This window comes from Pelagimonas sp. (genome assembly GCF_058892305.1).
This window is the reverse complement of record NZ_JBZXVN010000008.1, coordinates 1-18,650: the sequence shown is the minus strand read 5'-3', so window position 1 is coordinate 18,650 and position 18,650 is coordinate 1. Positions and strand designations below refer to the sequence as shown.

Here is an 18,650-nt window from a genome sequence, read left to right as displayed (position 1 = left end):
GGTAATGAGATTCTTTCGATCAGGCACCAAAATTTCCCACAAAAAACAGTTGCGTCCCATGATTTCCCATGGCATCCATAACTCACACGATGAGAGACGGACAACGGGGCGACAACGATCCCCACACCGACTTCAAAAATAAAAATAAGAGCAGGTTCATACAGGCGTTCGCTCTCATCGTAACAAAGGATCCGGCGCGCGGGCGAGCAGACATCCCCCCAGGTGGCGCGCGCAGTCGGAGATACCCGCTCAGCGGGTCAGCGGTGGGTTGATCAGTGGCAGCAGATCAACCCGCCGTTTTTAGTTTCAAAGGGGTGGATAGCGAGGGCCAGGACAGTGGGCCGTAGGCTGAGGTTCAGAGGTGAAAGTCGACATAAGGTCGATACAAAGGGGCGGGTATCCATTCCGGCCTCCTTTCGCCGTGTTCTTCAGGCAGGTGACCCCGATTGGGCCGAAGGGTTGAATCCCAACTTCGTTATTGTCTATGGCGACAGCCGCCGCAAATACCTTGAATGCTATACCGTGCAGGAAATGGAAGAGGTCGAAGACCGCATTTCCGGCATGAAGCGCGGCACCAAAAAACGCCGCATTCTGGAACGTCTGTTCCTAAGTCAGTCCACAACAACGTCCGTTGATGAAACCGGCCGCATCGTGCTGCCGGCGAAATTGCGTGAAAAGATTGGCCTGAGCAAAGAGGCGCAATTCGCCGGTGCTGCGGATACTTTCCAGATTTGGGAACCGGGCACATACGAGGCGGAAATGGCCGCCACCGAAGAATTCCTAGACGAGCAGGACGATGATTTCGATCCTCTGATGTTGCTGGATGACGACGACGAAGAAGACGAGGACCTATAAGCGCATGTCCAAGGGCGCGCCACATATCCCGGTTTTATTGCGCCCCTTGATCGAGGCGGTGTCACCTGTGTCCGGAGTCTGGATCGACGGGACCTTTGGTGCGGGCGGTTATAGCCGGGCCTTGGTGGATGCCGGGGCCGAACGTGTGATTGGGATAGATCGCGATCCGCTTGCTCATGACATGGCGATGGATTGGATCGGGGACTATGCGGGTCGTCTTGATTTGGTCGAAGGCAATTTTGCCGATCTGGATCAGGTGGTTGAGACGGCGGATGGCGTTGTGCTAGACCTTGGAGTGTCGTCCATGCAGCTCGACAAGGCTGAGCGCGGATTTAGTTTCATGAAGGACGGTCCTCTCGATATGCGCATGGCGCAGACCGGGCAGAGTGCGGCTGATTTGGTGAACTCGGCGACCGAAGAAACGCTGGCTGATATTCTCTATATATATGGTGAAGAACGGCAATCGCGCCGGATTGCGCGTGCGATCGTGGCTGATCGGGTCGAACAGCCCTTTGAAACAACTCTCCAGCTGGCGGGTTTGATTGAGCGCTGCATTGGGCGCACCAAACCGGGGCAGGCCCATGCTGCTACCCGAAGTTTTCAGGCGCTGCGCATTGCGGTGAATGATGAATATGGCGCGTTGTGGAATGGGTTGATGGCGGCAGAGCGGGTGTTGAAACCCGGTGGTTTGCTGGCTGTGGTGACCTTTCATTCCATCGAAGACCGCATGGTCAAACGCTTCTTCCAAGAACACGGCGAGAAGAAGGTCAAGGTGAACCGGTATGCCAAAGAGGCCCCGGTGATGACGCAACCTTTTGAAATCCTGACACGCAAGGCCGTCGGGCCGGACAAACAAGAACTGACGGAAAACCCGCGTTCGCGGTCGGCGAAATTGCGTGTGGCCCGTCGAACAACAATTGAGCCGCGCGGGATCGAACCCGGCGAGATCGCCATGCCCCTGGTTGAGGGGCCCGAGCAGAACAGGAGACACTGAGATGCGTAGTTTGCTTTTTCTTCTCAGCGCCTTGGCCGTGATTGGCACCGGCTATTGGGCCTATCACGAAAACTATCGCACTCAAGATGAGCTTGATCGCGTGGATGCCCTGCGTCGCGATATTGGTGAAGCACGGGAACGCTTGGCGATTTTGCGGGCGGAATGGGCGTATCTAAATCGCCCGGATAGGTTGCGTGATCTGGCGGATTTGAACTTTACCCGCCTTGGTTTGATGCCCCTGCGCCCGGATCAGTTTGGTGGTGTTCGCGATGTGATTTTTCCAATTCCGGACACCAAGCTAGAGGTCACGGAACCAATTGACGTGACAAGCGCGGGGGCGCAGCAACCATGATGCGTACACCTCTGCGACCTTTGGCGCGTATTTTGGATGCTCGCCAAAAAGGCGAAAATCCGGATGCGATTGAAAAGGAAAACCGCCGTCTGCGTCATGAGCAAATGCGCGACAAAACCCGCCTGCAATCTGAAGGGCGGCTTTTGGTTTTGGGGGTTATGTTCTTTTGCGCCTTTGGCGTGATCGGGGCCCGTATGGGCACCATCGCCGCGACCGAGGCCGCTGAGCCGCGAGCCACGTTGACCGGGGCTTCAATTGTCGCCAGCCGCGCCGATATTGTTGATCGTCATGGCCGGGTTTTGGCCACAAACATGGATACCCATAGCCTCTACGCCCACCCTCAACAGATGATTGAGCCAGAGCGCGCCGCCAAAGAACTTGGCAAGATTTTTGACGATTTTGATGTTGAGGCTATGACCCGTCGTTTCAACGACCCCAAGAAGAAATTCATGTGGGTGCGCAAGAAGTTGTCGCCAGAGCAAATGCAGGCTGTTCATGATATCGGTGAACCCGGCTTGTTGTTTGGCCCCCGCGAAATGCGTCTTTATCCGAATGGTGCGATTGCCTCTCACGTCTTGGGTGGTGCGGGTTTTGGTCGTGAAGGTGTGCATTCCGCCGAAGTGATTGGCACCGCCGGGATCGAGAAATTCTATGACGACGAATTGCGCAATCCGGCCCGTGAAGGCGCGCCGTTAGAGCTTGCCATTGATCTAACGGTCCAGGCCGCGTCCGAAGAAGTGCTCTATGCGGGCATGAAGCTTTTGAATGCCAAGGGCGCGGCGTCCGTTCTTATGGATGTGCAAACCGGTGAGGTGATTTCTATTGTCTCGCTGCCGGATTTTGACCCCAATGATCGCCCCAATCCCCTAACCGAAGGCAATGCCTCGGATAGCCCACTGTTCAACCGTGCCGTGCAAGGCGTTTATGAGCTTGGGTCTACCTACAAGATTTTTGCCGCGGCCCAAGCGATGGAATTGGGTTTGGTTAATCCGAACACAATCATCGACACACGTCCACCGTTTAAGGTGGGTGGTCACAAGATTGGCGAGTTTGACAACCACAACTATGGCCAGATCAGCGTTTCCGAGATCATCATCAAATCCTCCAACCGTGGCACCGGAAAAATGGCCCTCGCGATTGGCAAGAAACGCCAACAAGAATTCTTGGGCAAGCTGGGCATGTTTGAACCAACCCCGGCCGAGATTGTTGAGGCCCAAGGTGGTCAGCCGCTTTTGCCCAAACGTTGGACAGACCTAAGCGCCGTGACGATTTCATATGGACACGGGATTTCGACGACGCCGCTGCATTTGGCGGCGGGCTATGCGGCGATTGCCAATGGCGGCATTGCAGTGAAACCGACCTTGCTCAAACAATCCGGCCCCCAGGATGGCAACCGCGTCATGTCCGAAGCCGTGGCCGCCGCGTCACGCACCATGTTGCGCAAGGTTGTCACCGAAGGCACCGCCAGCTTTGGTGAGGTCGCGGGCTATCATGTCGGCGGTAAAACCGGTACGGCGGACAAGCCCAAGGAACGCGGCGGCGGCTATTACAAAGACAAGGTCATCGCGACCTTTGCGTCGATGTTTCCGGCCCATGATCCCAAATATGTGCTGGTTGTGACTCTTGATGAACCGGTCGAAACCTCGGGCAAGAAACCGCGTCGAACCGCCGGTTGGACCGCTGTGCCGGTTGCCGCCGAAATGATTGGCCGGGTTGCGCCGCTTCTGGGCTTGCGTCCAGAGTTCAATACAGGGCAATTGGAAGGCGTCGTGCGCATCTCCCAATAGCGCGGGGCACAAGACCACACCAAACAAGAAGGCTGGGGGGCGTTCATGAGTATGACCAGCGGGCACACAAAAAGCCTAGCAGAGCTGGGCCTTACCGCGCGTGCAGGGCGCGAGGCGCAGGTAACAGGCATGGCGGTGGATAGCCGCGACGTCAAAGATGGCTACCTATTTGCGGCTTTGCCCGGAACACGGGTGCATGGCGGTGAGTTCATCCAATATGCATTGCGCATGGGGGCCGGAGCGATCCTTACCGATGCCCAAGGCGCAGGGATTGCCGCCGATGAATTGGCAGCATCAGATGCGGCGCTCGTGATCGCCGAAGACCCACGCCAGGCGCTGGCCTATACGGCGGCGCTTTGGTCCGGTGCGCAGCCCGACTGCGTGATTGCCATCACCGGCACCAACGGCAAAACCAGCGTCGCGACCTTTGCGCGTCAACTTTGGCAGGCCTTGGGCAAACGCGCCGTCAACCTTGGGACCACCGGGGTTGAGGGGGATTGGACTGCGCCGCTTAGCCACACAACGCCGGAACCCATCACGCTGCACAAAATGCTGGCTGCCGCCGCGCGTGAGGATGTGACACATGCCGCGATGGAGGCCTCAAGCCACGGCTTGGCTCAGCGGCGTTTGGATGGTGTGCAGCTGACCGCCGCAGGTTTCACCAACTTCACTCAGGACCATCTCGATTATCACGAGAGTTTTGAGGATTATTTCGCCGCCAAGGCCGGGTTGTTTGCCCGTGTTCTTCCTGAGGATGGCACCGCTGTGATCAACATTGATGATCCGCGTGGCGTTGACATGCTGGCCATCGCCCGCGCTCGTGGCCAAGAGGTGATCACCGTTGGCCGCCACGCCGCTGATCTTTGCCTTGAGGGACAACGCTTTGATGCGACGGGTCAGGAAATCCGCCTAAGCTGGGGTGGGGCCGTGTATCAGGCGCGCCTTGGGCTGATCGGTGGGTTTCAGGCCGAAAACATCCTTTTGGCTGCCGGTCTTGCCATCGCTTGTGGGGCCCCAGCCGGAGAGGTCTTTGACGTTCTTCCGATGATGGGCACCGTGCGCGGGCGCATGGAATTGGCGGCGACACGAGACAATGGCGCGGCGGTTTTTGTTGATTACGCCCATACGCCGGACGCGGTGTCGACCGCGATCAAGGCCTTGCGCCCCCATGTGATGGGCCGTCTGGTTGCGATTGTCGGCGCAGGCGGTGATCGCGATGCTGGCAAACGCCCATTGATGGGGCAAGCGGCGGCAGAGAACGCCGATTTGGTCATTGTCAGCGATGATAATCCCCGTTCCGAAGACCCGGCCACCATCCGCGCCGCCGTTATGGCGGGTGCACCGGAGGCCATCGAAGTGGGTGACCGCGCCGAAGCGATCTTGCGCGGCGTTGATGCCTTGGGGCCGGGGGACGCCCTGTTGATCTGTGGCAAAGGCCATGAAACCGGGCAAACCGTCGGCGACACGATCTATCCCTTTGATGATGTGGAACAAGCCAGCGTTGCCGTTGCGGCGCTAGATGGGAAAGGGTTGTGATGCTCTGGACAGCACGCGAAGCGGAACAGGCCACCGGTGGCCGTGCGATTGGCGATTGGACGGTCAATGGAGTGTCGATTGACACCCGTACCATAGAACCGGGCGATTTGTTTGTGGCGCTCAAAGCGGCGCGCGATGGCCATGACTTTGTCGCTCAAGCGCTTGCAAGCGGGGCAGGGGCCGCTTTGGTTAGCCGCATTCCCGATGGTGTGCCGGACACGGCACCACTCTTGTTGGTCGACGATGTTTTGACCGGATTAGAAGCGCTTGGTCGCGCGGCGCGGGCACGGACCAAGGCCAAGGTGGTTGCCGTGACCGGGTCGGTTGGCAAAACCTCGACCAAGGAAATGCTGCGCACGGTTTTGGGCGCGCAGGGCAAGGTTCACGCCGCCGAGAAAAGCTATAACAACCATTGGGGCGTGCCATTGACCTTGGCGCGCATGCCACGGGATGTCGATTTTGCGGTTATTGAGATTGGCATGAATCATCCCGGTGAAATCTCTCCTTTGGCGCAAATGGCGCGGCCGGATGTGGCGATGATCACCATCGTTGCCCCGGCGCATCTCGCGGCTTTTGATGGCATCGAGGGGATAGCCCGCGAAAAGGCAGCGATTTTTGACGGGTTGGAGCCGGGCGGGTCCGCGGTGATCAACGGCGATCTGGATGTATCGCCACTTCTTGACGCCACTGCGACCGAACGCGCCAACACCGTGATCCGCTTTGGCGAAGCCGACATCAATGATCATCGGCTTAGCTCGGTTTCGATCCGCGATACCTGTACCGTGGCCCAGGGCGTCGCCGGCGAAGAGCCGGTTTTGTTCAAAGTGATGGCCCCCGGACGCCATTTTGCCACCAATGCCATGGGGGTTTTGGGCGTTGTCACGGCGCTTGATCTCGATCTGGCCATGGCGATCACCGCCCTTGGGCAATGGTCCGCTGGGGCCGGGCGCGGCGCGCGTGAGATCATCCATCTGGACGCCGTTGACCAAAACCTATCGGTCGAACTGATTGACGACGCTTACAATTCCAATCCGGCGTCTTTGTCGGCCTCCCTCGAAGTTCTCGCCGCCGCGACGCCCAAAGGGGCCGGTCGACGTGTGGCTTACCTTGGGGACATGGCCGAGCTGGGGGATACCGAAATCGCTCTGCACCAAAAGATCGCAGAGTTGGACGCGATGGAAAACATCGACCTTGTGCATTGTGTGGGGCCATTGATGACATCCCTATGGCAGGCCTTGCCCGCCGACAAACAGGGGCGTCATTGCGCAACAAGCGACGAGATGGCCGCCACTGTGGCACAAGATATGGGGGCCGCTGATGTGGTCTTGGTCAAGGGGTCGCTATCAATGAAGATGGCCCGCGTGGTTGACGCGATCCGAAAAATGGGCCAATCCCGCGCGAAACTGGACGGGTAAAGGGGTAAAGCATGCTGTATTGGCTGACGGAACTGAGCGACGGCGGGGACCTTTTCAACCTGTTTCGCTATATCACCTTCCGCGCGGGTGGCGCGTTTCTGACCGCTTTGATCTTTGGCTTTCTCTTTGGTCGCCCGCTGATCAATGTTTTGCGCAAAAAGCAGGGCAAGGGACAGCCGATCCGCGATGATGGCCCCGAAGGGCATTTCGTCAAGGCCGGCACCCCAACCATGGGCGGGCTGTTGATTATCGGCGCTTTGGTGACATCAACCCTGCTTTGGGCGCGTCTTGATAACCCCTTTGTCTGGATGGTTCTTTTTGTCACAATCGCTTATGCGGCGATTGGCTTTGCCGATGATTATGCCAAGGTGTCCAAGCAAAGCACCGATGGTGTCTCGGGCAAAATTCGGCTTGTCTTGGGCTTTGTCATTGCCGGGATCGCGGCCTATTGGGCGGCGCAATACCACCCCGAAGCTTTGGCCAACAAGCTGGCCTTGCCGATCTTCAAGGACACTTTGATCAACCTTGGCTACCTGTTCATCCCGTTTTCAATCATCGTTATCGTTGGCGCGGCCAATGCTGTGAACCTGACCGATGGCTTGGACGGGCTGGCGATTATGCCGGTGATGATCGCCACCTCGACCCTTGGCATCATCGCCTATGCGGTGGGCCGGGTTGATTTCACTGAATATCTTGACGTGCATTATGTGCCCGGAACCGGCGAAATTCTGGTCTTTGCGGCCGGTGTTGTTGGCGGTGGTTTGGGCTTTCTTTGGTACAACGCGCCCCCGGCGGCGGTCTTTATGGGTGACACCGGGTCCTTGGCTTTAGGCGGGGCGCTTGGGGCCATTGCGGTGGCCACCAAACACGAACTGGTGCTAGCCATTGTTGGCGGTTTGTTTGTCGTCGAAGCCTTGAGCGTTATCATTCAGGTGCTCTATTTCAAGCGCACCGGCAAACGGGTCTTCCTTATGGCTCCGATCCATCACCACTATGAGAAAAAGGGCTGGGCCGAACCGCAGATTGTGATCCGCTTTTGGATCATCTCCTTGATCCTCGCGATCATCGGGCTGGCCACGCTCAAGGTGCGCTAACCTGTCTTTTCGATTGAATTCTCCAGCCCCCGGTTCCTTTGGTTCCGGGGGCTTTTTCTATCTCGGTGAGCTTCCTCTTGCCATTGGGGCGGTTTCTGAGACAAACAGACCCAAACGGGGGCGGGTCAACCACGGTCAGACCAAGCAAGTCGCCCGGACATGAAAGATGAGGGCGCGTTATGATTCCGGTACATGGATTGGAAAATGCCAAGGTCGGTGTACTTGGTTTGGGCCGTTCTGGTCTGTCGGCGGCGCGTGCCTTGCGCGATGGTGGCGCGATCCCGATTGTTTGGGATGACAACGCCAAGGCCCGCGAACGCGCCGAGGCCGAAGGCTTTGACGCCCGCGATCTGCGCCGCGCCATGGATGAGCTCACCCGCTTGGTTGTCTCGCCCGGTATCCCGCATCTTTACCCGACACCCAATCCGGTGATCGCGGCGGCCTTGCAGGCCGGTGTGCCGGTCGACAATGACATTGGGCTATTCTTTCAATCTTTAGGGCGCGGATGGGACATGTTCGACACCGTGCCAAAGGTGATTGCGATCACCGGCTCAAACGGCAAATCCACCACATCCGCCCTTATCCATCACATTCTGGAAAATGCGGGCCGCGATAGCCAATTGGCCGGAAACATCGGCCGGGGTGTCTTGGACATAGATCCGCTTGGCGATGGCAGTGTCGTTGTTTTGGAACTGTCGAGCTATCAAACCGACCTGGCGCGCAGCCTGACGCCCGATGTTGCGGTGTTCACCAACCTATCACCCGACCACCTTGATCGCCATGCGGGGCACGGCGGATATTTCGCCGCCAAACGCCGCCTGTTTGCCGAAGGCGGCCCGGATCGTGCCGTTGTAGGCGTGGATGAGGCAGAGGGCCAATTTCTGGCCAATCAACTGTCCGAAGGGCCGGGGGATGATCGGGTGATCCGCGTGTCATCGGGCACGAAGCTGACCGGCCCGGGATGGCAGGTGTTTGCGCGCAAAGGGTTCTTGTCGGAATACCGCAAGGGGCGTCAGATCGCGTCGATTGATCTGCGCAATGTTGCCGGGTTGCCCGGTGCCCATAACCATCAAAACGCTTGTGCCGCCTATGCTGCCTGTCGCGCCGTTGGCCTTGCGCCCCGCATGATCGAGGACGGTTTGCACAGTTTCGCAGGCCTCCCCCATCGCAGCCAAATCGTAGGCGAACGCGGCGGCGTGCGCTTTGTAAACGATTCCAAGGCCACCAATGTCGACGCGGCGCTCAAGGCGCTTGAGGCCTTTCCACGAATTCGCTGGGTTTGTGGTGGGTTGATGAAAGAAGGTGGCCTAGAGGCGCTTTATCCGGGTTTGAAAAACGTCGTCAAAGCCTATGTGATCGGACGCGAGGCCGAGGCCTTTGCCCTGCAAATCCCCCAAGCTGACACAGAGGTGTGCACGACAATGGAGGCCGCCGTGGCGCGCGCCGCAGCAGAGGCCCAAGAGGGCGAGGTTGTCTTGCTTGCACCAGCCGCAGCCAGCTTTGATCAATACGACAATTTCGAAAAGCGCGGCGATGATTTTGTGGATCAGGTTAACAGGGCGCTTGGGCAATAAAACGCCCTTTGTTTCTAAACCGGTTCCGACTTGGCCGCTTGCCCTGCGGCCACCGCAGACGACCACGCCCATTGGAAATTGAAGCCGCCCAACCACCCGGTCACGTCAACGGCTTCGCCAATGAAATAAAGGCCGGGGACCGTTTTTGACATCATGGTTTTGGAGTTCAACCCGTCCGTATCCACCCCGCCTAGGGTCACCTCGGCGGTGCGATAGCCTTCGGTGCCGGTGGGTTTGAGCACCCAGTTTTCCAAAGTCTGCACCAGTTCGGCAATGCGGGTATCAGAGAGATCACCAAGGTTGCCGGTAAAGGTCACGGTTTCCGATAGGTGGTCGATCAAACGCGCGGGCAAATGCCGGGCCAGTTCAGTTTTCAACGCCTTGCGCCCCTCGCTTTTGCGTTTGTCTTTTAGAACGGCACTCAAATCCAGCTCAGGCAGGAGGTTGACGGAAATCGCATCCCCATCGCGCCAATAGCTCGAAATTTGTAGAACTGCCGGGCCGGACAATCCGCGATGCGTGAACAACATCGCCTCGTCAAACGTGGTGTCATGGCAGGTCAACCGAACCGGCGCAGAGACCCCGGAAATTTCGGCAAAGCGGCCTTTGTCAAAGGTAAACGGAACAAGGGCAGGGCGGGTGTCGGTCACGGCATGGCCGAACTGGCGGGCGATGTCATAGGCCAACCCGGTTGCCCCCATTTTTGGGATGGACTTGCCACCCGTCGCCACAATGAGATTGGTGCAAGTGACAGAGATGTCCTTGCCGTCGCGTTCCAAGGTTACCTGAAAACGCTTGCCGTCATGGCGAACCTCTTTGATTGAGGTCTTCAACCACATCTGCGCTCCGGCGGCCTCAAGCTCGGCCACCAGCATCGCTACGATTTGCGTCGCCTTGCCATCGCAAAATAGCTGACCCAGCGTTTTTTCGTGCCACTCAATGCCGTGCTTGCCGACCAGTTCGACAAAATCCCATTGCGTATAACGGGTCAGCGCCGATTTGTGGAAATGCGGGTTGCCGCCAAGGTAGTTTTCGAACCCGCAATACATATTGGTAAAGTTGCAGCGCCCGCCGCCGGAAATGCGGATCTTTTCGCCGGGCGATTTGGCGTGATCTACCAAAAGCGTATCGGGCCCGGCATGGGCGGCGGCCATCAGACCGGCGGCACCGGCCCCAAGAATGAGGGTTTTGACTTTCATACTGTGGCCGTGCCCAAGATTGCGCCAAAGCGCAAGGGTTCAGCGCGGAAATTCCATCGCTAGAAACAAGGTGGCCTGCTCTGAAACGGCCTCATAGATATGGGCGACATCGCCGGGAAAGCGGAAATAATCACCGGGGCCAAGCTCTTCTGGGGCGTCTTTGGGGCCAACGCGGGCGCGCCCGGATGAGACAATGACATGTTCGATGGTGCCTTGCGGATGCGCCACCGCATCGCGCGCCGCCCCGGCAACCAAATCAAAGCGATAAAGATCGCGACGGCTGCCCGGAGGGCCATTTGACAATAAAACGGCCCGAAGATCCGTGCCTTCGGAATTGATCGGCGTTCCTTCTCCGGCGCGAACCAAGGTCATGTCCGGCGGTGCGGTGTCGAACAAGAACCCAAACGGCACGTCCAAAGCGGTGGCGATCGCCCAGAGCGTTTCGATGCTTGGGTTGCCCTGACCGGCTTCAAGTTGCGACAGTGTTGATTTTGCCAAACCGGCCTGTTCCGCCAATGCCGATAGGCTTAGCCCGGCTTTGGCCCGTTCTCGTTTTAAGGCGCGCGCTATAAGGGTGATCGGGGTCATGACGTCTCCGCAGGTTTCGTTCGGTATAATGACCGCTGTTCATCTTGACAAACGTTTCTGGGGGGTTCATCAAAACGGACGACGTTCGATATGAGGGTGATATGACCGAGGCAACAGTGATCGAAAGCCGCTGGCAAAGCGATATGCGCGACGGGTTGCGCGATGTCGCCCCGGTTTTGGGCGCTGTGGTGCCCTTTGCCGCTGTGTTTGGGGCGGTGGCCGCCGAAGCCGGTATGAGCATGGCGGATATCATGCTGGCCTCGGCATCCATCTACGCCGGGGCGTCGCAGTTTGTGATGGTTGATTTGATGGGGCAGGACGTGCCGATCTGGTCGATCGTTCTCGCTGTTTTTGCCCTGAACTTTCGCCATGTTTTATATTCCGCCTCGCTCGGGCGCCACATGGGCGCGTTTGGGTTTTGGCAAAAGGCATTGGCCTTTCATCTGTTGGTTGACCCGCAATTTGCCGCCTCGGAAATGCGCGCGCTGAAAACCCGGCTGCGCCCGACCTACTATTTCTCCTATGCCACGGCGATTTATTCGGTGTGGTTGGCGGCCAACCTTTTGGGCATTCTCTTTGGCGCGCTGATCGACGATCCCGCGGCCTGGGGCATGGATTTCCTTTTGCCGCTGTATTTCATGGGGTTGATCATGGGCTTTCATGGCCGGGGGCATTTCTGGGTGATCCTAAGCACCAGCGCAGTTGCCTCGATCATTGTCCATCAAACATTGGGGAGCCCGTGGCACATCACCTTGGGCGGTGGCGTCGGGCTTGTGGTCGCAGCGGCCCTTAGCAAGCCCAAAGAAGAGGAGGCGGCGGCATGAGTGATACCATTTTGATCATCTTGCTTTGTGCGGCGGCGACCTATCTAACCCGGATTGGCGGGCATCTCATCATGGTGCGCTTTGGTCAGGTCCATCACCGGGTCGAGGCCGCCTTGGCCGCCGTACCGGTTGCCATCCTCTCGGCCTTGGTCGCGCCGTCCTTGATGGCCGGGGGCGTGCCGGGGGTCTTGGCCCTTGGGGTCACGGCGCTCTCGGCCATGCGCGTGTCGCTGGTGATTTCGGTGGGCTTGGGTGTGGCAGTCTTGCTTGGTTTGCGCGCCGCCGGGCTTTGAGCCAGCTGTTAACGTTAAAATTCTGGCCAAAAGATATGTTTTTGGCTACTCTACCCCAAAGCGACCCCGAAAACGGGGCGATGAGGCAGTAAAAGCGGTGATCTCATGACAGAGATGGTGTACGGCACGGTTCCCGTGCGTGATGTTGAACCTGTGTTGCCCAAATGGTGGCGCACGGTCGATAAATGGACTCTGAGCTGTATTCTCATGCTGTTTGGCATGGGGATTTTGCTAGGGCTGGCGGCCTCGCCGCCTTTGGCGGAACGCAACGGTTTGACCCCGTTTCACTATGTCCAACGTCAGGCCTTCTTTGGCGGCTTGGCCATGATGGTGATGTTCCTCACCTCGATGATGAGCCCACTTTTGGTGCGTCGTTTGGCGGTCCTTGGCTTTATCGCGGCCTTTATCGCCTTGGCTTTGCTCCCTTTTCTTGGAACGGACTTTGGCAAAGGCGCGGTGCGCTGGTACTCGCTTGGCTTTGCCTCGATCCAACCCTCTGAATTCCTGAAGCCGACCTTTGTGATCATGGCGGCGTGGCTTATGGCCGCCGGGCTTGAGCTTGGGGGGCCTCCCGGTCGGACCTATAGCTTTATCCTTGTGGTGACGATTGTACTGATGCTGGCAATGCAGCCCGACTTTGGTCAAGCGTCGCTGGTGCTGTTTGGCTGGGGTGTCATGTGGTTTGTTGGCGGTGCGCCGATGATCTTGTTGATCGGGCTGGCCGGTCTGGTGGTGCTGGGCGGCATGTTTGCCTATGGCGCGTCCGAACACTTTGCCCGCCGCATTGATGGCTTTCTCAACCCCGATGTCGATCCAACAACCCAGCTTGGCTATGCCACCAATGCCATCCGCGAAGGTGGTTTCTTTGGTGTTGGTGTGGGCGAGGGCACGGTGAAATGGTCGCTTCCCGATGCGCATACCGATTTTATCATCGCCGTTGCGGCCGAGGAATACGGGCTTGTCATGGTTTTGGCCATCATCGCGCTTTACGCCACAATTGTGGTGCGCAGCCTTGTGCGCCTGATGCGCGAACGTGATCCGTTTATCCGCTTTGCGGGGACCGGTCTGGCGGCGATGTTTGGTGTTCAGGCGATGATCAACATGGGCGTTGCCGTGCGGTTGCTTCCGGCCAAGGGCATGACCCTGCCGTTTGTAAGCTATGGCGGCTCGTCCCTCATTGCCGGTGGCATTGCGGTGGGCATGTTACTGGCCTTTACCCGCACGCGGCCTCAGGGCGAAATCGGTGACATGCTCCGATCACGCGGGCGCTAAGACACAGATGGGCAGGGTTTGGCGCAGCGTGTAGCGTCATGATTGCCCAAATCGCGCCTATAAGGTATCTGACCCCGAAACTGGGTGTGGAGTAGGTAAAATGGCAGAGCGCAAGCCCTTGTTGGTGATGGCGGCAGGTGGAACAGGCGGACATATGTTCCCTGCTCAGGCGCTGGCTGAACTGATGCTGCGCCGTGGCTGGCGGGTCAAGCTTTCGACCGATGCGCGCGGGGCGCGTTACACCGGTGGCTTTCCCCACACCGTTGAAATCGAAGAGGTTTCCAGCGCCACCTTTGCGCGCGGCGGCATCGCGGCCAAGGCGATTGTGCCGTTCAAAATCCTTGGCGGCGTTGTGTCGACCTTTTTCAAATTTCGCAAGGATCGCCCGGATGTGGTGATCGGCTTTGGCGGCTACCCGTCGATCCCGGCGCTTGGTGCGGCGTGGTTGATGAAATTGCCCCGGATGATTCACGAACAAAATGGTGTCTTGGGGCGGGTGAATGAAATCTTTGCCCCCAAGGTTGATGTGATTGCCTGTGGCACATGGCCGACGGCCTTGCCCGAAGGTGTCGACGGCGTCCATGTTGGCAATCCGGTCCGCGGCGCGGTGATGGAACGGGCGGGTGCCGGCTATATCGCGCCGGGGCCTTACCCGATGTCGATGCTGGTGATCGGCGGATCACAAGGCGCGCGTATCTTGTCGGATATGGTGCCCCCGGCGATTGCCGCCCTGCCGCTGGATGTGCTCGGGAACCTCCGGGTGAGCCATCAGGCCCGCGACGAAGACGGCGAACGCGTAAGCACCTATTACGCGGAAAACGGGGTGGACGCCGATGTCCAGCCGTTCTTCCACGATGTTCCCGCCCGCATGAGCGAGGCACAATTGGTTGTGTCGCGCGCAGGCGCGTCGAGCGTTGCCGATATTAGCGTGATTGGGCGGCCCTCTATTTTGATCCCCTACAAACACGCGACTGGCGATCACCAAAACGCCAATGCCCAAGGCTTGGTTGATGCCGGGGCGGCGATCCGCATGCCCGAAAGCAAGCTCACCATCGAAAGCCTGAGCGACGCGATTTTGCAGATTCTGACCAATGAAAAGGGCGCGATCCAAATGGCAAATGCGGCCCTAAGCGTTGGCAAACCCGAGGCCACCGAAGAACTGGCCGCTTTGGTCGAACAATTGGCCGGATATACAGACCAAGTTGATAACGAAAACCAAGAATAACGAGAAAACAGGCGGGGCAGCACATGAAAGATCTGGATTTTGAACGGAGCACTGCGATGACAGGGGCAACCAAACTTCCCGGCGACGTCGGGCCGATCCATTTTGTTGGCATTGGTGGCATTGGCATGTCGGGCATTGCCGAAGTGCTGTTGAACCACGGCTATGTTGTTCAGGGCTCTGACCTGAAAGAGAGCAAGATCACCAACCGTCTGGCCGAGCTGGGCGCACATATCTTTGTCGGTCAAAAGGCCGAAAACCTAGACGCGGCCGAAGTTGTTGTGATCTCTTCGGCAATCAAACCGGGCAACCCAGAACTGGACGAAGCCCGCCGCCGTGGTTTGCCGGTTGTGCGCCGCGCCGAAATGCTGGCCGAGCTGATGCGCCTGAAATCCAACATCGCGGTCGCCGGAACCCATGGAAAAACCACCACCACCACCATGGTTGCCACGCTATTGGATGCGGGGAACTTTGACCCGACGGTTGTGAACGGTGGCATCATTCACGCCTATGGCTCCAACGCCCGGATGGGCGAGGGCGAGTGGATGGTCGTCGAAGCCGATGAGAGCGACGGCACCTTTAACCGTTTGCCCGCCACGGTCGCCATCGTCACCAATATCGACCCCGAGCATATGGAGCATTGGGGCAGCATCGAAAACCTGCGCGATGGGTTTTATCAGTTTGTGTCGAACATTCCGTTCTATGGGCTGGCGGTGTGCTGCATTGATCACCCCGAAGTGCAGGCGCTGGTCGGGCGCGTGTCTGACCGCCGGGTTGTGACCTATGGGTTCAACGCCCAGGCCGACGTGCGCGCCATCAACCTGACCTACAAAAAGGGTGTGGCGCATTTTGATGTGGCGTTCCAATCCGAAGATCTGGTGATCGAAGGCTGTACCCTGCCGATGCCGGGGGACCACAACGTTTCCAACGCATTGTCCGCCATTGCTGTGGCCCGTCATCTCGGTATGTCCGGTGATGAAATCCGCGAGGCACTTGCGGCCTTTGGCGGCGTCAACCGTCGTTTCACCAAGGTTGGCGAAGTCAACGGCGTCACCGTGATTGACGACTATGGCCACCACCCTGTTGAAATCGCCGCCGTGCTCAAAGCCGCCCGTCAGGCCACCGAAGGCCGGGTGATTGCCGTGCACCAACCGCACCGTTATTCCCGCCTGCATCACCATTTCGAAGAATTCTGCAGCTGCTTCAATGACTCTGATGTTGTTGCCATCGCAGAGGTTTTTGCCGCCGGAGAAGACCCCATCGAAGGCGCAAGCCGCGATGATCTTGTCGCCGGTTTGGTCCGTCACGGCCACCGCCATGCGCGGGCCTTGCATAGCGAGGACGATCTCGAACGCTTGGTTCGTGAACAGGCGCAGCCGGGTGACATGGTTGTCTGCCTTGGGGCCGGGACCATTTCGGCATGGGCCAATGCCTTGCCGGATCGCCTCAAAGGCTAATTCACGTCGAACCGCATCGCTAAATATGTCGACCCGCAGGACTTTCGAGACCTGCGGGTTTTGACTTTTTGTGGGGGTAATACTGCAGAACCGAACTTGTATCCCCATCCAAACCACGTTCTGACGCCACGTTTCATGCGGGATTTGTGATGTGTCAAAGAACGGCCCGGTCTTCACCGAATAATAGGGTCGAAAGACCGAGGTAGATTATGTCAGAACAGCTCAAACGCCGTATCGGATTACCATTGCTCGTCGCCTATGGCGTTGGTGTCATGGTCGGAGCCGGAATTTACGTTTTGGTCGGCGCAGTTGCCGGGGTCGCCGGGCAATGGGCCCCGTATTCCTTTCTTTTGGCGGGGTTAATCGCGGCCCCCACCGCCCTGTCTTATGCCGAATTCAGCACCCGCATTCCCGAAGCTGCGGGCGAAGCGGCCTATGTCGGCGAAGGTTTTCGATCAGACACCTTGGCGGTTTTGGTCGGTCTGGCCATTGTCGTTGCCGGCACGATCTCGGCCGCGGCGGTGTTGCGCGGCGGGGCGGGGTATTTGCTTGGCCTGGTCGATATTCCGCTGGTCTGGGCCGTCATCGCAATGGGCCTTGTTCTTACCGCTGTTGCGATTGTCGGCGTGATGGAAAGCCTAAGCCTCGCCGCGCTATTCACCGCCATCGAAGTCATTGGCCTTGCCCTTGTTGTCTGGGCCGGAGCAACAAGCGAACCGGTTGCCCAAATTGGCGGAGCAGTGCCTTGGGCCGGGATCGGGGCCGGGGCAATGCTGGCGTTTTTCGCCTTTATCGGTTTCGAAGACATCGTCAACATGGCCGAAGAGGTCCGCGATCCGACCCGCACCATGCCGCGCGCCATCTTGCTATCCCTAATCATCACCTCAACCCTGTATGCATTGGTGGTTTGGGCGGCGTTGCGGGCGGTTGCCCCGGACCAATTGGCCGGTTCTGAACAACCCTTGGCACTGGTTTGGTCCACAGCCACCGGCGGTGACGGGCGTTTCCTAGCTGCGATTGCAGTCTTTGCGGCGCTAAACGGCGTGTTGGCTCAGATCGTTATGGCAAGCCGTGTGCTCTTTGGGTTGGGAAAACGCACCCCGGCCTTGGCCGTCTTCCACCATGCGCATCCGCGGTTTGGCACACCCGCATTGGCCAGTGTTCTTGTCGGCGCGTCGGTCATGTTGGGTGCCGTTTTATTGCCCGTGGCGGTTTTGGCCGAAACGACGTCTGCGGTGTTGCTGGCGGTCTTTGTACTGGTCAACGCGGCGCTGATCGCGGTGAAACGACGGGGTGTGGATGGGCCTTTCAACGTCCCAATGTATGTGCCATGTCTGGGCTTGATCCTGTCTTTGGCCGCATTGGTCGGAAATTTCCTTAGTTAAAAGGCTCCGAAATGTTTGGAACGCTTGCCACACTCCTTGTGCTGTCCTTTGTCGTTAGCGTAATCGTGGCGCGTATCGCGGGGGGCAAGTTTGGCATGGCTTTGGTGATCCTTGCTGCAATTTGTATTGTTTTTCTTGGCTTTAGCGGCCTCATGCCGATTGCGATTGTTGCGGCTGTTGCCATCTTGATCGGCGGCACCTTGGGCACAATGTTTGGGGCCACATGGAAAGACCGGGCCAACCGTTAACCCCTTGCGCGACGCCGCCTTTTGCGGCATTGTCAAAGCGCCTTGGGGGGCAGCGGAGTAGGATATGTCACTTTCTTTGATCCTCGCCTTCCTTTGGCTCATCATCGCCAATGTGTTGGGTATGATCCCGTCCAAAGACAACATGTGGTCGCGCGCCTATGGGCTGATCGCGGTTGGCATTCCGTTGTTGGGCTATGTCACCTATCAAAACGGCCCTTGGATCGGGTTGATCTTTCTGGCCGCCGGGATGAGCGTTCTGCGCTGGCCGGTGCGATACCTTTTTGCGTGGATCAAGCGTCTGATAAGCCGTCCGGACCCGAACTAAGCCGCGACCTGAGGCCCCGAATACCCTTAAAAACAGGGTCCTATGCAGATTTGCACAAGGTCTCTGCATCAAAGTGGGGAATTCCCCACTGGTTTTCCCCCTAAGCCCCACCCATCTTAAAATGGTGCAATCGGGGGATTAGCCATGCTGTTGATGATACCATTTTTCGCTTTTCTAATGGGCCTGATTTTGGGCTACGCACCGGTGCGCGCCTGCCGGTCTGATGTGAC

General features: G+C 58.2%; 18 protein-coding genes. 16 read left to right on the top strand and 2 right to left on the bottom strand.

What is annotated here, in order from left to right:
- The first annotated feature begins 336 nt into the window (after positions 1 to 336).
- The 8 genes from mraZ (at position 337) to murD (ending at position 9,607) form a co-directional block, all read left to right on the top strand.
- Positions 337 to 855, top strand: a complete 519-nt coding sequence (mraZ, locus tag AC5EFR_RS03745) for a division/cell wall cluster transcriptional repressor MraZ (protein ID WP_299924110.1) — start codon at positions 337 to 339, stop codon at positions 853 to 855.
- A gap of 4 nt (positions 856 to 859) precedes the next feature.
- Positions 860 to 1,849 carry a 16S rRNA (cytosine(1402)-N(4))-methyltransferase RsmH gene (gene rsmH, locus AC5EFR_RS03740; protein WP_493574621.1) on the top strand — a complete coding sequence of 330 codons (990 nt, stop codon included), beginning with the start codon at positions 860 to 862 and terminating at the stop codon, positions 1,847 to 1,849.
- Between the two features lies 1 nt (position 1,850).
- Entirely contained in the window at positions 1,851 to 2,201 is a 351-nt protein-coding gene (ftsL, locus tag AC5EFR_RS03735) for a cell division protein FtsL (RefSeq protein ID WP_299934399.1), read from the top strand.
- Positions 2,198 to 3,988 (top strand): peptidoglycan D,D-transpeptidase FtsI family protein, encoded by a 1,791-nt coding sequence (locus AC5EFR_RS03730; RefSeq protein WP_493574620.1) that lies wholly within the window; start codon positions 2,198 to 2,200, stop codon positions 3,986 to 3,988. Before ftsL ends, AC5EFR_RS03730 begins: the two co-directional genes overlap by 4 nt.
- Before the next feature lie 45 nt (positions 3,989 to 4,033).
- A complete protein-coding gene (locus AC5EFR_RS03725) occupies positions 4,034 to 5,524 on the top strand; it encodes a UDP-N-acetylmuramoyl-L-alanyl-D-glutamate--2,6-diaminopimelate ligase (RefSeq protein ID WP_493574619.1) in 1,491 nt (496 codons plus the stop codon).
- Positions 5,521 to 6,939: a UDP-N-acetylmuramoyl-tripeptide--D-alanyl-D-alanine ligase gene (locus tag AC5EFR_RS03720; protein ID WP_493574618.1), complete on the top strand. Its 1,419-nt coding sequence runs from the start codon at positions 5,521 to 5,523 to the stop codon at positions 6,937 to 6,939. The genes AC5EFR_RS03725 and AC5EFR_RS03720 overlap by 4 nt, the downstream gene beginning before the upstream one ends.
- A gap of 11 nt (positions 6,940 to 6,950) precedes the next feature.
- Entirely contained in the window at positions 6,951 to 8,033 is a 1,083-nt protein-coding gene (gene mraY, locus AC5EFR_RS03715) for a phospho-N-acetylmuramoyl-pentapeptide-transferase (protein ID WP_493574617.1), read from the top strand.
- A gap of 179 nt (positions 8,034 to 8,212) precedes the next feature.
- Positions 8,213 to 9,607 carry a UDP-N-acetylmuramoyl-L-alanine--D-glutamate ligase gene (gene murD, locus AC5EFR_RS03710; RefSeq protein ID WP_493574616.1) on the top strand — a complete coding sequence of 465 codons (1,395 nt, stop codon included), beginning with the start codon at positions 8,213 to 8,215 and terminating at the stop codon, positions 9,605 to 9,607.
- A 14-nt stretch (positions 9,608 to 9,621) separates the two neighbouring features.
- Here the strand turns inward: murD and AC5EFR_RS03705 are convergent, their stop codons facing one another.
- Both AC5EFR_RS03705 and AC5EFR_RS03700 read right to left on the bottom strand, forming a co-directional pair.
- Positions 9,622 to 10,806: a BaiN/RdsA family NAD(P)/FAD-dependent oxidoreductase gene (locus tag AC5EFR_RS03705; protein ID WP_493574615.1), complete on the bottom strand. Its 1,185-nt coding sequence runs from the start codon at positions 10,804 to 10,806 to the stop codon at positions 9,622 to 9,624.
- Between the two features lie 39 nt (positions 10,807 to 10,845).
- Entirely contained in the window at positions 10,846 to 11,394 is a 549-nt protein-coding gene (locus tag AC5EFR_RS03700) for a helix-turn-helix domain-containing protein (RefSeq protein WP_493574614.1), read from the bottom strand.
- Positions 11,395 to 11,495: 101 nt separating this feature from the next.
- Here AC5EFR_RS03700 and AC5EFR_RS03695 point away from each other — a divergent pair, with 101 nt between their 5' ends.
- The 8 genes from AC5EFR_RS03695 (at position 11,496) to AC5EFR_RS03660 (ending at position 18,420) form a co-directional block, all read left to right on the top strand.
- Positions 11,496 to 12,218 (top strand): AzlC family ABC transporter permease, encoded by a 723-nt coding sequence (locus tag AC5EFR_RS03695; RefSeq protein WP_493574613.1) that lies wholly within the window; start codon positions 11,496 to 11,498, stop codon positions 12,216 to 12,218.
- The gene (locus AC5EFR_RS03690) at positions 12,215 to 12,511 is read left to right on the top strand and encodes an AzlD family protein (protein WP_493574612.1); all 297 of its coding nucleotides are present in this window, start codon (positions 12,215 to 12,217) and stop codon (positions 12,509 to 12,511) included. Before AC5EFR_RS03695 ends, AC5EFR_RS03690 begins: the two co-directional genes overlap by 4 nt.
- 105 nt (positions 12,512 to 12,616) lie before the next feature.
- On the top strand, positions 12,617 to 13,783 hold the full coding sequence (gene ftsW / locus AC5EFR_RS03685; protein WP_299924073.1) for a putative lipid II flippase FtsW: 1,167 nt from the start codon (positions 12,617 to 12,619) through the stop codon (positions 13,781 to 13,783).
- Positions 13,784 to 13,883: 100 nt separating this feature from the next.
- Complete coding sequence (locus tag AC5EFR_RS03680; RefSeq protein ID WP_493574611.1) at positions 13,884 to 15,008, top strand: UDP-N-acetylglucosamine--N-acetylmuramyl-(pentapeptide) pyrophosphoryl-undecaprenol N-acetylglucosamine transferase; 1,125 nt, start codon at positions 13,884 to 13,886, stop codon at positions 15,006 to 15,008.
- A gap of 56 nt (positions 15,009 to 15,064) precedes the next feature.
- Positions 15,065 to 16,462 carry a UDP-N-acetylmuramate--L-alanine ligase gene (gene murC / locus AC5EFR_RS03675; RefSeq protein ID WP_493574622.1) on the top strand — a complete coding sequence of 466 codons (1,398 nt, stop codon included), beginning with the start codon at positions 15,065 to 15,067 and terminating at the stop codon, positions 16,460 to 16,462.
- A gap of 209 nt (positions 16,463 to 16,671) precedes the next feature.
- A complete protein-coding gene (locus AC5EFR_RS03670) occupies positions 16,672 to 17,847 on the top strand; it encodes an APC family permease (RefSeq protein ID WP_493574610.1) in 1,176 nt (391 codons plus the stop codon).
- Positions 17,848 to 17,858: 11 nt separating this feature from the next.
- Positions 17,859 to 18,095, top strand: a complete 237-nt coding sequence (locus AC5EFR_RS03665; protein ID WP_493574609.1) for a hypothetical protein — start codon at positions 17,859 to 17,861, stop codon at positions 18,093 to 18,095.
- Between the two features lie 64 nt (positions 18,096 to 18,159).
- Positions 18,160 to 18,420: a DUF2484 family protein gene (locus AC5EFR_RS03660; RefSeq protein WP_299924061.1), complete on the top strand. Its 261-nt coding sequence runs from the start codon at positions 18,160 to 18,162 to the stop codon at positions 18,418 to 18,420.
- Positions 18,421 to 18,650: the final 230 nt, after the last annotated feature.

Coding starts and splice junctions, on each gene's coding strand:
- ftsL (WP_299934399.1), top strand. CDS start 1,851: ATGCGTAGTTTGCTTTTTCTTCTCAGCGCCTTGGCCGTGATTGGCACC.
- rsmH (WP_493574621.1), top strand. CDS start 860: ATGTCCAAGGGCGCGCCACATATCCCGGTTTTATTGCGCCCCTTGATC.
- AC5EFR_RS03690 (WP_493574612.1), top strand. CDS start 12,215: ATGAGTGATACCATTTTGATCATCTTGCTTTGTGCGGCGGCGACCTAT.
- AC5EFR_RS03705 (WP_493574615.1), bottom strand. CDS start 10,806: ATGAAAGTCAAAACCCTCATTCTTGGGGCCGGTGCCGCCGGTCTGATG.
- AC5EFR_RS03695 (WP_493574613.1), top strand. CDS start 11,496: ATGACCGAGGCAACAGTGATCGAAAGCCGCTGGCAAAGCGATATGCGC.
- AC5EFR_RS03680 (WP_493574611.1), top strand. CDS start 13,884: ATGGCAGAGCGCAAGCCCTTGTTGGTGATGGCGGCAGGTGGAACAGGC.
- mraY (WP_493574617.1), top strand. CDS start 6,951: ATGCTGTATTGGCTGACGGAACTGAGCGACGGCGGGGACCTTTTCAAC.
- ftsW (WP_299924073.1), top strand. CDS start 12,617: ATGACAGAGATGGTGTACGGCACGGTTCCCGTGCGTGATGTTGAACCT.
- murD (WP_493574616.1), top strand. CDS start 8,213: ATGATTCCGGTACATGGATTGGAAAATGCCAAGGTCGGTGTACTTGGT.
- murC (WP_493574622.1), top strand. CDS start 15,065: ATGACAGGGGCAACCAAACTTCCCGGCGACGTCGGGCCGATCCATTTT.
- AC5EFR_RS03725 (WP_493574619.1), top strand. CDS start 4,034: ATGAGTATGACCAGCGGGCACACAAAAAGCCTAGCAGAGCTGGGCCTT.
- AC5EFR_RS03665 (WP_493574609.1), top strand. CDS start 17,859: ATGTTTGGAACGCTTGCCACACTCCTTGTGCTGTCCTTTGTCGTTAGC.
- AC5EFR_RS03700 (WP_493574614.1), bottom strand. CDS start 11,394: ATGACCCCGATCACCCTTATAGCGCGCGCCTTAAAACGAGAACGGGCC.
- AC5EFR_RS03730 (WP_493574620.1), top strand. CDS start 2,198: ATGATGCGTACACCTCTGCGACCTTTGGCGCGTATTTTGGATGCTCGC.
- AC5EFR_RS03660 (WP_299924061.1), top strand. CDS start 18,160: ATGTCACTTTCTTTGATCCTCGCCTTCCTTTGGCTCATCATCGCCAAT.
- AC5EFR_RS03670 (WP_493574610.1), top strand. CDS start 16,672: ATGTCAGAACAGCTCAAACGCCGTATCGGATTACCATTGCTCGTCGCC.